We start from the raw sequence: 12,358 nt of genomic DNA on the forward strand, positions 1-12,358 counted from the left end.
CTCAACGAAACTTCAGCGCATGAACGATGTTTGCCGTGGCGTTCGTGTCAAGCTGGATGGCTTCCTGCTTAAGAACGGCCTGGGCGGCAGCGGAAAGGCGGACTGCGACTGGCTTGATCTGGGTGGTCGTCATTGTGTCATCTCCTGCTGGAAGCAGCGTCATGCTGCGGACAGGAGAAGCATGCCTCAACGGGCGTTATTTCGGCGTGACCAAGATCCGTGCTAAGGGCGCCCTTAAAGCGCCGCAGGTGTAACGCTTCAGGACAATCCTGCCATCCGAAGACCGTCAATCAGCTGACGCGTGTCGTCGGGGTTGCGGTCCGGCACGAATTGCCAGACGTCATCCGTGCGGAAATCGGGAAAATTCTCAAGCACGATTGAGGCGTATCGGGACGCAGTTTTCAAGTCACCGTTCTTCGCGTGAGATGCAGCAAGAAGCCTAGAGGTTGCAGGACGATCCTTGACGCGATCCAGGACCTCGATCGCCTTTGCGTAGTTTTCCTGGACGAAATGGATACCACCGAGGTTCCAGTAATAATAGTCAGGAGGCAAAGGATTGAGCTTCAGCGCTGCCAGGCTCAACTCCAGCGCCCGATCACTTTGACCATCATGCAGCAAGGCATCAGCATGATCGGCGAGAATGTCGGCATCATTCGGGTTCAGCATCTGCGCTTCGGCAAAAAAGTCGAGACTATCGTCGAAGCGGCGGCGATAGAGAGCGACGAAGCCCAGTTCGCGCATTGCCCTGCCACTGTTGGGGTCGCTGTCGCGTGCAAGCCAGGCGGAGCGGTCCGCCTCCTCCAGCAACTGCGTATCCTTCATCCCGCGCACGAGCCACTCCATACCGAGCACGCGGGCCATTCCAGCGTGAGCCGATGAAAACCTGTCGTGGCGGGAGAGCGCCGATTTGAACCACTTGCGCGCCTGGCGCAGATGCTGCAGATCGGTCTTCGAAACCAGGCGCTTTCCCTCGAGGTACAAGCGATAGGCCGATGGATTGACGTCATGCGTCATATCGAGAAGCTCGCGCCGCTCGATGGTATCGGCAAGCGTCATCACAATACGTCGCGCAAGCTGAGCAAAGGACTGATTGACCTTCTGCATGGCAAGCGGCAGATCGATCGCCCAGAGCACCTCCGCCGTCGAGGTCTTCGTCAGTCGGCACGTCGAGTAGATGTCGTCCTCACGACCATGGATGGTGACATAGACAGTGTAGTCGAACCGCAGCTCGGGGGGCGTCGGCACGATGGCATCGCCAGTGAGACTGCGATTGACGATTTCCAGGCTCGTGTGCGCGGCAATCACCTTGAAGCCGCGCTGCTGGCTCAACCCGATCGTGACCTCTTCCAAAAGTGCTCTTCCCACGCGCTGCAGCACCGGATCAGACAAGATCGTGTCTGGCGGCAGAATGAGCACCCGCGGTTGACCGACCGGATCAGTGGGTATGTTGCCCGGGACGATCTTCAACGGCCCTTGAAGCGAGGCAGGTGAAATGATGCCGAGTTCCTGCGCCAAAGCCAGGGTCTGGGCAGCCGGCTCTGCGCCATATTCTGCTTTCAGCTCATTGCGGCAACGCAAATACACCTGGCGAGCAGCGGCGAGATCGCCGGCATCCACATGTCGTCGCATCAGCGCCCGGCAGGCGACTTCGTTCGCAGCGTCGGCTTCAAGCAGCGAGCCTGCAAGCATCAGGATGTCGTCAGACGTCCGTTTCTCCGGCGTGTCCAGTAGCGCGACGATATGTGCCTCGCGGCGTTGCTCGATGCGCTGACGCTCGACGACAATCCTCTCTTCGGCCTCAATCGTCGGAGCCTTGAAACCCTCGACAAGATCGCCGCGAAGCAGCGCCCACTCTGGTCGCGCCAGGGGCGGCGCAGTATCGTGAAGAACCAGCACGTCTGCGTCCCAGTCATCATGGTTGAAAATGACGTGGGTATTCGTCGCCTTGACCAGACGTGGCAGGCTGTCGGGGACGCTGCGGTCAATTCGCGCCAGAAGCTGGCGCAGGCTGCCGGCTCGTTGTTTGGATTGATCGGACTGCCACAGGATTGCCCGCAGGATCTCCCGCTCCATCGTGTATTGCGGTGCAGTTACGAGGAAAGCAAGTAACCCGTAAGCCTTCTCCGGCAAGACGATCTCGCCGCCCTCGGCAAAAAGCGCGGGCGTTCCAAGTAGACGGAGAAGACGGTTCTGTTTGCCTGTCACGAGCAGCTCGCGATTATAAGATCCAAGTCAAGTATAGGGGCAAACAATGGCAACGCAAAAGGATTATGCGTGTTCGGTTGAATTTATCAACCGGTAGATGATTTTCGCAAGGAACTTACCGAAACGCCACCGCCCGGAAATGTTCTTCCGGTCCATCCACCTCTGCTGAAGTCACCAAAAAACAAATGGCGCCGATCTTCCGATCGACGCCATTTTGCAGAATGCAGCTCAGACGCTTATGCAGCAGCCGAAGCAAATCCAGCGGTCGGGACTTCAGAGATCGTCTTCAGAACCTGGGAAGCGATCTGGTAGGGGCAACCCTGTGAGTTCGGGCGACGATCTTCCAGGTAACCGCGATAGTCGTTCTTGACGAAGGAGTGCGGTACACGGATCGAAGCACCACGGTCAGCAACACCATAGGAGAACTTGTTCCACGGGGCCGTCTCATGCTTGCCTGTCAGGCGTAGGTGGTTGTCAGGGCCATAGACGTCGATGTGAGCCTGCAAGTTCTTATCGAACTGGGCCATCAGCGCCTCGAAATAGGCCTTGCCGCCAACTTCGCGCATGAACTTGGTCGAGAAGTTGCAGTGCATTCCGGAGCCGTTCCAGTCGGTGTCACCGAGCGGCTTGCAGTGGAATTCGATGTCGATTCCATACTTTTCGCAGAGGCGCAGGAGCAGATAGCGAGCCATCCAGATCTGGTCGGCCGCGCGCTTGGAACCCTTGCCGAAAATCTGGAACTCCCACTGACCCTTGGCCACTTCGGCGTTGATGCCTTCATGGTTGATGCCGGCCGCAAGGCACAGGTCGAGGTGCTCTTCGACGATCTCGCGAGCGATCGAGCCGACATTCTTGTAGCCCACGCCGGTATAGTACGGGCCCTGCGGAGCCGGATAGCCGGTTTCCGGGAAGCCAAGCGGACGACCGTTCTCGTAGAAAAAGTATTCCTGTTCGAAGCCAAACCAGGCATCTTCGTCGTCAAGGATGGTGGCGCGGCTGTTCGACGAATGCGGAGTGACGCCATCGGGCATCATGACTTCGCACATGACAAGAACGCCGTTCGTGCGCGCCGGATCCGGATAGATCGCGACCGGCTTCAGCACGCAGTCAGAGCTGCGGCCTTCTGCCTGCATCGTGGAGGAACCGTCGAAGCCCCACAGCGGCAGCTGCTCGAGCGTCGGAAAAGCGTCGAATTCCTTGATCTGCGTCTTGCCGCGGAGATTTGGTACCGGGGTGTACCCATCGAGCCAGATGTACTCGAGCTTATACTTGGTCATTTGCGAGTCTCTCAAACATAAATCGTGAGCAAATCCTCAAGCGAACCGACCGTTTTGGCGAGCAGCCCGCGAAGGGATGCCTAATCACATGCACGCGGCGTGCCAGTTTGGGTACCGCGAGTGAAGCCGATCGAGATCACTCGGCAATCCGGTCCACCGAGCTTGCCTCTTGAGAGAAGAGCGCGTAGCGAACTGACAGAGGAGTCAAGCAGTTAGATGCCGACGACAATGGCGCAGCGTGCATTCTGCCGCTGTCGTTCAGGGGTGGCGGCGATCCAAACATTTTTTCGCAGCACGACACAATTGTCTGATTTCTATGCAATTGATTACACTTTCAACATTTTGAAAGCCTGATTTAAATGCGAGCAGATTCGAATGCTCACAATTCCAACAAATCGTGCACTTTTTTCAATCAGATCGCGCAATAACTGTGCATGTCTGCTATAGTCGCTTCAACGTTCTCGGGCGTCGACGAGCAAGGAGGCTTTCCATGGCCATTGGTGTGAACCATGAGACCGCAACAGTTTACGCGTTTCCGGCAAAGCGCTTTTCCACGACGGAGCGACGTCCTGCAGTCGACATTGAACGGGATTTGATCCCTTCAGTCTATGAAAGCTGCTGGTACCACGACGAGGCGATCAATGAAACCGCAGAGCCAACACTGCCAAAGTTCACGCCCCGCGTCGTTGATTGATGTCTTGTGAAGCTGCCGCTGCCTGATGGCGGGGCTTGGGACGTCCTATGCGAGGGAACACACGACCGGCGGCGCACAGCGCCTGCTGTATCGCTGGCTCATCGATCAGGATTGCGAAAAATGTGGGCGGCGCATGGCCAAGGGCTTTGGCCGCCTTTAAAATCAGAACGTCAGCTTGAGGCCCGGTCTGGCTTTCCCTTGCGTTTTGTCGAGGCAAACTCCTCGAGCTGTTTTTCACTCATGCTGTCGACCATCTCCTTGGATGCTCCCTTCAGCCTGCTCTTTGACATCTGACCACGCTTTGCCGCAAGGGCGGCTCCGGCGGCTTTTTGCTGCGCTTTGGATTTTGCTGGCATCTTGCCTTCTCCTCATCTCGGGAACAGGAAACGGTTCGCAGGCGACAAAGTTCCTGCTTCGGCTGCCCGGCTCACGAGCACGCAAAAGGTGCCTTCTGCCCGACCAGGACTGCCGTTACCTCCAAGCTCCTGTGGCCAGGGCAGGATCAGAGCAACCAGTGGACGCGTCGTGCGCGCGGCATCAATATCCGCCAACGATTGGCAGGATCTCGCCGGTGATGTAACTCGACATTTGTGGTGATGCGAAAAACACGTATGCCGGGGCGATCTCTTCAGGCTGCGCGGGGCGCTTCATTGCCGTTTGAGATCCGAATTTCTCCACATCCCCGGCCTCCTTGTCTGAAGGATTGAGCGGCGTCCACACCGGCCCTGGCGCGACGGCGTTGACGCGAATACCGCGCGGCACAAGCTGGGCTGCAAGTGATCGCGTAAACGCGTGAATGCCGCCTTTTGTCATGGCGTAATCGAGCAAATCCTTGGATCCGTCGAGACCTGTAACCGAACCCGTGTTGATGATCGCGGAGCCATTCTTGAGATGCGAGATGGCCGCTTTTGCCATGTAGAAATAGCCATATAAGTTCGTCTTCAGGGTCTCATCGAAGTGCTCGTCGCGAAGATTTTCGATGCTCTGGGTATGAACCTGAAAGGCGGCGTTGTTGACGAGGATGTCGAGATGCCCGAATTGCATCACGGTCTTCTCAACGGCCGTCCGGCAAAAGGCGGGATCCTTGACGTCGCCGCGGATAATCAAGCACTTGCGTCCCTCCTTTGCGATTGCAGCTCTGGTTTGTTCGGCGTCTTCAGCTTCGTCGAGGTGCACGATGGCAATATCAGCCCCCTCGCGGGCAAACAGGATCGCCACTGATCGTCCAATGCCGGAATCTCCGCCGGTGATGAGTGCAACCTTGTTCATCAGCTTCTCCGATCCCTTATAGAACGGCGCATCGCACATTGGGGCTAAGGGAAGATCGGCTTGCGAGCCTGGTTTGTCTTGATGGATTTTCGGCAATGGTGGCTCCGGATAGCGACGGGCTCCGGCCTGCATTGCTCCGGACGGCTTTGGTTTTGCATTCCTGTCGGCGTGTTCGACTTCCTTCTGGATCTCTCGCTGCTTCTGAGCGGTGGCTTTCGATGACATGTCTTCCTCCTTGGTTGAGAAGGTAGAACTCCGAACCGCGCGAAAAGTTTGCCGCGCCCGAGCATTTGCGAATGTGCGGCGCAAGAGGGAGGTAAAGAGGAAAGCCGCTCTTGTGATGGAACCGCTTCCTCGTGAGTAACGAACGTGACAATCCAAGCATCATCGCTGCTGGAGACCAGACGCGGTCACCATTCTCGAAAGATCAAGCCACTGCTGTTTGAGGTGATCGGCGTTAAGTGGCGTCAGAAGCGCCAGACATTTTGGAGGTCCTTCGCGGACGAACCTATTGCCGTAACGGACTGCAGAGTGAGGTTTGCAACCCGAACTCGGCTTCCCGAGCACGCCCCTCAGACAATGCACAGCGACTGCATTCACTAGCAGGCTGTTGAAGAAGTCAGTCGCGTTCGCAGACGAAGCCTGAATCTTCTCCGTTGTGGACGTAGAAGTGCCCGACAAGGCGTCCGGCGGAGCCGAGAGCTGCCCATCCGCGACCACAAACCGGGTCGCTCTCGTCTTGTCCCTCCCATGAGAACTCTGCACAGGCTGATCCGTCGCGTGTGCCGTAGCGGACATCGAGGAAGCCCTTGAGCGCGACGAAGGCGATTTCGCCGTCTGACGCGCCGTGGAATGTCAGATGCGCCTCTTCGACGAGATCGAGGACGTCGTTGTCCCAGTTGTCCGTCTCGACGATGCGCCAACGACCGGCGAAAGCCTTGGCGAAGGGAGATATTCTGGCCATCAGCCTGTCTCCGTCATGAGCTTCGGAAGCCGCACCAGATTATAGGCGGCGGCCGTGAAGGTGAAGGCCCATCCGACGCGGTCGCGGCCGCGGAACTTCGTCTTGTCCTGCCCCGCGACGGTCTTGATCCAGCCGAACGCCTCCTCGATGCGCTTGCGGATGCGCAGACTGACCCCATAGCGCGAATGGCGCGTCGTGCGCCCATCAATGGCCGAGCGGCGACCATTGACGTTCTGCGCCACATGCGGCGTCACCTTCATCGACCGCAAATCTTTGACGAAGTCTTTGGTGTCATAGGCCTTGTCGGCACCCAGCGTGATTGCCTGTGGCCGGCTGCAGAAAGGTTCGACCATGTGAAGAGCCGCGATGCGTTCGGCATAACCGCTGGCCTCTGTCAAATAGGCATTCACTAGCAGGCCATGGCGGTTTTCCATCAGCCCATGCCCCATGAAGCACAGCTTGGCCTCCTTGCCTTTTCCCTTCCTATATAGCTTTGCATCCGGATCGGTCGTTGAAGCATGCGTCTCGTTGGAACGCTTTTCGCCATGGAAGTCGGCTTCCACATTCCGACCGCCGGCATCCGACGGTGATTCACCCGAACCTCCCTTCGGCTTGAAGCTCTTGATCGACGCCCAGGCTTCGATCAGCGTGCCATCGACCGAGAAGTGGTCCGTTGACAGCAGCCGCTTTACCTTGGGCTGAGATAGGATTGCACCCAGGAACTTTGCAGCGATGTCACCTTCAAGCAACCGGTCGCGGTTCTTCGAAAACACCGAATGGTCCCAAGAGCGATCGTCAATGCCGATGTCGACGAACCAGCGGAAGAGAAGATCGTATTCCAACCGTTCCATCAGCAGTCGCTCTGAACGGATCGAATAGAAGGCCTGCAAAAGCATGGCACGTAGAAGCTTTTCAGGCGCGATCGACGGCCGTCCGATCGGTGAATAAAGCGCCGCAAAATCTCGTTCCAGTGAAACGAGCGCTTCGTTGACGATCTGCCGGATGGCCCGTAGAGGATGATCTTTTCGAACACGATCCTCCAGATCGACATAGCTGAAGAGTTCCGTCCTTACATCGCCGCCGCGCATCCATCAGCTCCAAATCGCCATGAAGCGAGTGAATCACGACAAGAGTCTGTGCGCCAGGGTCTTTTTCAGCAGCCTGGCTAGGGCGTTTGAGGAAACCGTGCCACCAGCGCGCCGTTCTTCAGTCTATGGTCAAAAGCCTCAATGGCCAAATTGATCAATTCCTCGTGGATTTCGAGGCGCGAATGCCCATCGCCATCGGAACAAATGGGTTCGTCGATATCTTCGGATTTGGCTATTTCCGACACACCCGGCTTGCACACTCCGAACATGCTGTAATGGCTTGCATTCCTTATCGCCGAATACATGCCCCCCGGGATGGCTCTTGCGATTCCTGAGGCGAGCACGGTCGGGGGGATCGCGCCAGGTTGGCCCAGGTTTACGATCTCGACGGGGATGGAAACCTTAGAAAATGGTCCTGTCTTAAAAACATCTACTGGGGCGGGGTCGATTGCCATAGCAAACTCGATCCGCTTGTCCTCGTTGTCGCGATCAGCAAGTTTCATGTCCATGGCATGAAGGTCAACGCCACTTTGCTTTATCCATCCGCAAAGTGAAGGATTGAGAGCGTCGTTGTCACAATAGCTCGCCAGACGGATTGGATCGATACGACCACCAGCCAAGGCCAAGGCTGTATTGCCGCCCATCGAAAGCCCAAGCACACCGGTCTTTCCCGCGTCAAGGTGATCTTCGAAAAGCGGCTGCTTTTCCAGCGCGTCGAGCGTTGCGCTGATATCGGCAGGCCGTAGCCAAAGTTTCATCGTTTCGGCTGCCGACTTGTTAGCCCCTGCGTTCCCGAAATGAACAGGTGCTGCCACGATGAACCCGTGCTTTGCTAAGGGCGTTGCAATCCAACTCATCGCTAGGGGCGTTCCCCCTAAACCAGCGCCGTGAGATAGCAAGATAATGGGATATCGTCCGTGCGCGATAGGGGCGTCGAGCATGGCGTCAGTTCCGTAAAAGAACCGACTCTCGCCGAGCGTGACAGGCCTGCCACCAGCTTCGGCCGGATACCAAACGGTCACTGGAAGTTCAGTGCCTCGCTCCTTGGAGGGCGCTGTGATCTGCCGTACGCCGACGAATGCACTTGCTGCGGCTGAATGCTGCGCTATGGTGAGTGAAAGAACGCTGGCGCAGAAGGTTGCAGCGATTTTGACCAATACTTGCATGACGCTCCTCACGCTCGGGGTTGTGTTGGAACCTGTGTCGAACTGGAAAGCGATGCGCGCCCTAGATCGTGATTTCGAACGTCCAGGATCACGATTTAGAACGTTACGTGCATTAATGTTTAAAAAAATGTTTGTGTTTGAAATGGACGCTCGTGTGGGCCGCCCACGCACGGCAAAAGTCCTGCGTCAACATCGTCTGATGTTGCTCAGCACTGCCCCAAGCTTTCGCATTTTGTCGTGTTAACCGCCGGGTCGTTAGCTTGTCCTCTCTGCATTGATACTGGCGCGTGCGCGGCCGCAATCTTGTAAATCCGCTCAAAAGGCTCACCTGGAACAATCGACCTAACACTCCTGTTATGTTTGAGAAAGGATGAGGCGATGAACAAAATGCTAGATCCGCGCGGTATTGTTATCTCGTCAGACCGTCTTGAAGACTGCAAAGCGTATTTAGGAAGCGAATTTCAGACGTTGGTCGATCACGCCCTGAGTGCCGGTTGGTCCCTTGATGAGGTGGTGGTCGCACTCGATGGCCTCGCAGCCGAGGAGATAGCAGTGCCCGCGCGAGCGATGACCTTGCATTGACGTGTTGCGGGCAGCCACGACCGGCAAGAGCCGGTGTGTTGAAGCCGCGGCTGCGGCACCCGCAAGCGGCCGTCGGAAACGTTCTCATTGTCGCGTCCCTTTTAAAGGAAGAACCCTTCACAAACCAGCCGGATACCCCAGACGAAAGGGCGGCGTCAGCGTCATCTCGGGATCAAAAGGCGGATTGCCTCGAAATTTGCGCCATGGTAGCCCGCGATGCGACGCTATTCTCGCCTCTGTTAGCAACAAAATAGACCCGAGCGCGCTCGGGTCCCTTGCGATCGAAAGAATGGAAGATGGTTTGGGGTCGTCCAGGAGTGCCTGTCCATCGCTCTTGCCAATGGTTTAATTTAGGCTGATCGCGTGCCCTTCGGCACGAGCGCCTCCTCAAGCGCGTTCCGGGCATGCGACTTGGGCAGACGTTCGCTGCCCTGCCCCACCAGCCAGGCCATCACACATTGAAACAGCGCCGCTGGCTGGCGTTCGATTGCGCAGACATACACGTCGCTGGACCGGTTTGATTTCGACAATGGGGGCGCCACGCCTCGCGCGAGGTTTCGCCTTGGAATACGAGGCTAGCAAGGAACCTTCGTTTGGAGTGACGGGTTACCATGCATGAACAATGCACGAAGCGGTCGATCAGCTTGCGCTAAGAGAAAGGTCGAGCAGGTGTCTCTGGCCGATAGAACGAAGACAGCTCTCGACGAGTTGCGAATGCTGATGCTCGGCGCGCAAATCCTGCTCGGCTTCCAGTTCCAGGCGCCGTTTCAAGACGCGTTTTCCAATCTGAGCCGGCTGGAGAAAGGGATCGAAGTCATCGTCTTATGTGTCATGGTCGTGATCATTGGGCTTCTGATTACACCGAGCGCGCGTCATCGGATTGTAGAGCGCGGAGAAGCGACGCGGGATTTCAACAGTTTCGTCACACGGCTGTCGCTGTTGCTGCTTGCCCCATTTGCCGTTGCACTCGGTTTAGACATTGGCGTTGCCATAAGCCGCGGCCTTGGCATCAGGGCGGGGGTTGCAGCCGGCACGCTTGGGAGCCTGATAGCAGTGGGGTTGTGGTACGGGCCAAGACTGCTTCGCAACGGCAATGGAGATTCCGCTATGGCTACTTTCGACGAAAAGACATCGACTGCCGCCAAGATCGATTATGTGTTAACGGAAGCGCGCGTGGTATTGCCCGGTGCCCAGGCATTGCTGGGTTTCCAGCTTGCAATCGTACTGACGAGTGGGTTTGCCGACCTTAACGCGTCAGCGAAAGCGCTTCATTGCGTCGCGCTTGGTACGGTCGCGCTTGCGACCATGCTTTTGGTGACACCCGCAGCATACCATCGTATCGTTTACGACGGCACTGAGGTGGCGGAGTTTTATCATGTCGCGAGCCGATTCCTGCTTGCCGCCACCGTTTTTCTAGCCTTGGGTTTAGCAGCTGATATTCACGTCGTGATCGGGAAGGTTACCCAACGCCCTATCATTGCGAATATTGTGGCAGCGGCCTGCGCTCTCATGCTGATCGGATTCTGGCATCTCTGGCCCTGGTGGACACGTGTTCGACGTGACGGCGCCCTATGGAAATGAGAGACGCATTGCAGCCGCGGCGATCGTCTTTTTCGAATTCCCGCACCGTCGCGCATGCAGGCCCCGATGATCTGCAAATTCGAAAACAGTCGCATCCTCACGGGAATGGATTTTGCCAGCGCGAGCGGCAGATTTCGCGGTTTGCCACTCAGCAACGAAAGAAAACCGTCTCTGCGGCAATTGTTCGCGCAGCAGTCGATGCGATCGGCTTCGGGAGTGCTCGACCGGCTTTCGCTCGGTTATCCCTTTTCGCACGACAGACATCACGCGGTTTGGGCTAAAAATCAGTCTGGACCGGCAGGATCGTATTGACCGAAACGGTTCCTTCGAGCACGCTGCGTTTGACGTCACGCCTGCCTCTATCGATTTCCACGACCGAATATAGCTTATCGTCGCGAAAGGCACTGGCATTAGACGTCGTAACGTCTTCTGCGGGCGCTGCGTCCACTTCCATGAAATCGAGCTCACGAGTTGCTGCGACGATGCGAGCGTCCCCGGCGGTGCGGGCTGCAACGACGACGATGCCATGGTTGGTAGCATTTCCCCATCTTGGATCATCCGGCGCCGCGAGCGGCTCAAGACGGTAGATATTCAGCAATTCCCCTTCAGAGCCTTCGAATGCCGCAGCCGCGGCGTCATGCCTTTGGCCTTGGCTCTCAACTGATCTGCCAAAGGTTGTCCCACTCGTAGCATTGTTAGGGTCCTCGCCGCCGGCTCTCGAAACATTGGACATCGCGTTGCCTCCGTTTGTTGAATAACTGCATGATGGCCGTTCAGTTCCACGTCATCCCAGCAGATCGGCCTCGAGACTCTCGGGTGGACCAGGACGGCTGGCGCGGTAAGGATCGACTGAACGATGAAAGCAATTTGGAGGCGTGCTGCATCGCCACACGGGGCTGCCAGACCGCTGCTCCAAGCTCCGGCGGAAACAACTGCCATGAAAAAGCTGAGCAACTCGGCGTCTTTTCATTGCACGTCCGACCACGAGGCCATGTTCGGAGTGTCTGTGAGGCAGCGTTCGTTTATTTGATGTTGATTTTCAGCGCTTTAGCAGTCCAGCTAGGTGAGTGCTAATTTTTTCTTGCAATCCTCTTGAAATTGAAAAATCGCAAGACCAGATCATTCGCGCGAGGCGCTCGCGAGGCCTTGCAGCCGCCCGGGCTGATGATCCGCTCGGGCGATGGTGTCAACATTGTTTGTTCATGGAGGAAACATGTCGTTCCGACCGCTTCACGACCGCATTCTCGTTCGCCGGATCGATTCCGAAGAAAAGACCAGGGGCGGGATCATCATTCCCGACACAGCCAAGGAAAAGCCGCAGGAGGGTCAGGTGATTGCCGTTGGCCCTGGCGCGCGCAACGACACCGGCCACATCCAGGCGCTCGATGTCAACGTTGGCGACCGCATTCTGTTCGGAAAATGGTCTGGCACCGAGATCAAGATCAACGGCGAGGATTTGCTGATCATGAAAGAAAGCGATGTCATGGGCATTATCGAAGGCTCGACAGAACAAAAGAGAGCCGCCTGAGTGG

At 56.9% G+C, this 12,358-nt stretch carries 13 protein-coding genes; 4 read left to right on the forward strand and 9 right to left on the reverse strand.

The window, feature by feature from the left end:
- Position 1: 1 nt before the first annotated feature.
- The 3 genes from ATY80_RS29960 to ATY80_RS02000 form a co-directional block, all read right to left on the reverse strand.
- Positions 2–133: a hypothetical protein gene (locus tag ATY80_RS29960; protein WP_280950660.1), complete on the reverse strand. Its 132-nt coding sequence runs from the start codon at positions 131–133 to the stop codon at positions 2–4.
- 125 nt (positions 134–258) lie between these two features.
- Positions 259–2,205 carry a tetratricopeptide repeat protein gene (locus tag ATY80_RS01995; protein WP_088690809.1) on the reverse strand — a complete coding sequence of 649 codons (1,947 nt, stop codon included), beginning with the start codon at positions 2,203–2,205 and terminating at the stop codon, positions 259–261.
- Positions 2,206–2,441: 236 nt separating this feature from the next.
- Positions 2,442–3,482 carry a glutamine synthetase beta-grasp domain-containing protein gene (locus ATY80_RS02000; protein WP_088690810.1) on the reverse strand — a complete coding sequence of 347 codons (1,041 nt, stop codon included), beginning with the start codon at positions 3,480–3,482 and terminating at the stop codon, positions 2,442–2,444.
- Positions 3,483–3,972: 490 nt separating this feature from the next.
- On the opposite strand from ATY80_RS02000, the gene ATY80_RS02005 reads away from it, so the two are divergent.
- On the forward strand, positions 3,973–4,176 hold the full coding sequence (locus tag ATY80_RS02005) for a DUF2735 domain-containing protein (RefSeq protein ID WP_088690811.1): 204 nt from the start codon (positions 3,973–3,975) through the stop codon (positions 4,174–4,176).
- A gap of 170 nt (positions 4,177–4,346) precedes the next feature.
- Here the strand turns inward: ATY80_RS02005 and ATY80_RS02010 are convergent, their stop codons facing one another.
- The 5 genes from ATY80_RS02010 to ATY80_RS02030 form a co-directional block, all read right to left on the reverse strand.
- Positions 4,347–4,532 (reverse strand): DUF3008 family protein, encoded by a 186-nt coding sequence (locus ATY80_RS02010; protein WP_088690812.1) that lies wholly within the window; start codon positions 4,530–4,532, stop codon positions 4,347–4,349.
- A gap of 181 nt (positions 4,533–4,713) precedes the next feature.
- Complete coding sequence (locus tag ATY80_RS02015) at positions 4,714–5,670, reverse strand: SDR family oxidoreductase (protein ID WP_088690813.1); 957 nt, start codon at positions 5,668–5,670, stop codon at positions 4,714–4,716.
- Positions 5,671–6,064: 394 nt separating this feature from the next.
- Positions 6,065–6,409 (reverse strand): hypothetical protein, encoded by a 345-nt coding sequence (locus ATY80_RS02020; protein WP_088690814.1) that lies wholly within the window; start codon positions 6,407–6,409, stop codon positions 6,065–6,067.
- The gene (locus ATY80_RS02025; protein WP_088690815.1) at positions 6,409–7,497 is read right to left on the reverse strand and encodes an IS5 family transposase; all 1,089 of its coding nucleotides are present in this window, start codon (positions 7,495–7,497) and stop codon (positions 6,409–6,411) included. Before ATY80_RS02025 ends, ATY80_RS02020 begins: the two co-directional genes overlap by 1 nt.
- Positions 7,498–7,574: 77 nt before the next feature.
- On the reverse strand, positions 7,575–8,663 hold the full coding sequence (locus tag ATY80_RS02030; protein WP_088690816.1) for a dienelactone hydrolase: 1,089 nt from the start codon (positions 8,661–8,663) through the stop codon (positions 7,575–7,577).
- 378 nt (positions 8,664–9,041) lie between these two features.
- On the opposite strand from ATY80_RS02030, the gene ATY80_RS02035 reads away from it, so the two are divergent.
- Both ATY80_RS02035 and ATY80_RS02040 read left to right on the forward strand, forming a co-directional pair.
- A complete protein-coding gene (locus ATY80_RS02035) occupies positions 9,042–9,245 on the forward strand; it encodes a hypothetical protein (protein WP_088690817.1) in 204 nt (67 codons plus the stop codon).
- A 615-nt stretch (positions 9,246–9,860) separates the two neighbouring features.
- Positions 9,861–10,826, forward strand: coding sequence for a DUF6328 family protein (locus tag ATY80_RS02040; protein ID WP_280950661.1), 966 nt, complete (start codon positions 9,861–9,863; stop codon positions 10,824–10,826).
- Positions 10,827–11,103: 277 nt separating this feature from the next.
- Here ATY80_RS02040 and ATY80_RS02045 read toward each other — a convergent pair whose 3' ends face one another.
- Positions 11,104–11,559, reverse strand: coding sequence for a hypothetical protein (locus ATY80_RS02045; protein ID WP_088690819.1), 456 nt, complete (start codon positions 11,557–11,559; stop codon positions 11,104–11,106).
- Between the two features lie 480 nt (positions 11,560–12,039).
- Here ATY80_RS02045 and ATY80_RS02050 point away from each other — a divergent pair, with 480 nt between their 5' ends.
- Positions 12,040–12,354, forward strand: a complete 315-nt coding sequence (locus ATY80_RS02050) for a co-chaperone GroES (protein WP_088690820.1) — start codon at positions 12,040–12,042, stop codon at positions 12,352–12,354.
- Positions 12,355–12,358 lie beyond the last annotated feature (4 nt).

It is taken from the genome of Rhizobium sp. R711 (assembly GCF_002211365.1).
GTDB lineage: Bacteria > Pseudomonadota > Alphaproteobacteria > Rhizobiales > Rhizobiaceae > Rhizobium.

What these genes read in the sequence shown, in the direction of transcription:
- ATY80_RS29960 (WP_280950660.1), bottom strand. Translation starts at nt 133, where the DNA reads ATGACGACCACCCAGATCAAGCCAGTCGCAGTCCGCCTTTCCGCTGCC.
- ATY80_RS02000 (WP_088690810.1), bottom strand. Translation starts at nt 3,482, where the DNA reads ATGACCAAGTATAAGCTCGAGTACATCTGGCTCGATGGGTACACCCCG.
- ATY80_RS02005 (WP_088690811.1), top strand. Translation starts at nt 3,973, where the DNA reads ATGGCCATTGGTGTGAACCATGAGACCGCAACAGTTTACGCGTTTCCG.
- ATY80_RS02010 (WP_088690812.1), bottom strand. Translation starts at nt 4,532, where the DNA reads ATGCCAGCAAAATCCAAAGCGCAGCAAAAAGCCGCCGGAGCCGCCCTT.
- ATY80_RS02015 (WP_088690813.1), bottom strand. Translation starts at nt 5,670, where the DNA reads ATGTCATCGAAAGCCACCGCTCAGAAGCAGCGAGAGATCCAGAAGGAA.
- ATY80_RS02020 (WP_088690814.1), bottom strand. Translation starts at nt 6,409, where the DNA reads ATGGCCAGAATATCTCCCTTCGCCAAGGCTTTCGCCGGTCGTTGGCGC.
- ATY80_RS02025 (WP_088690815.1), bottom strand. Translation starts at nt 7,497, where the DNA reads ATGCGCGGCGGCGATGTAAGGACGGAACTCTTCAGCTATGTCGATCTG.
- ATY80_RS02030 (WP_088690816.1), bottom strand. Translation starts at nt 8,663, where the DNA reads ATGCAAGTATTGGTCAAAATCGCTGCAACCTTCTGCGCCAGCGTTCTT.
- ATY80_RS02035 (WP_088690817.1), top strand. Translation starts at nt 9,042, where the DNA reads ATGAACAAAATGCTAGATCCGCGCGGTATTGTTATCTCGTCAGACCGT.
- ATY80_RS02040 (WP_280950661.1), top strand. Translation starts at nt 9,861, where the DNA reads ATGAACAATGCACGAAGCGGTCGATCAGCTTGCGCTAAGAGAAAGGTC.
- ATY80_RS02045 (WP_088690819.1), bottom strand. Translation starts at nt 11,559, where the DNA reads ATGTCCAATGTTTCGAGAGCCGGCGGCGAGGACCCTAACAATGCTACG.
- ATY80_RS02050 (WP_088690820.1), top strand. Translation starts at nt 12,040, where the DNA reads ATGTCGTTCCGACCGCTTCACGACCGCATTCTCGTTCGCCGGATCGAT.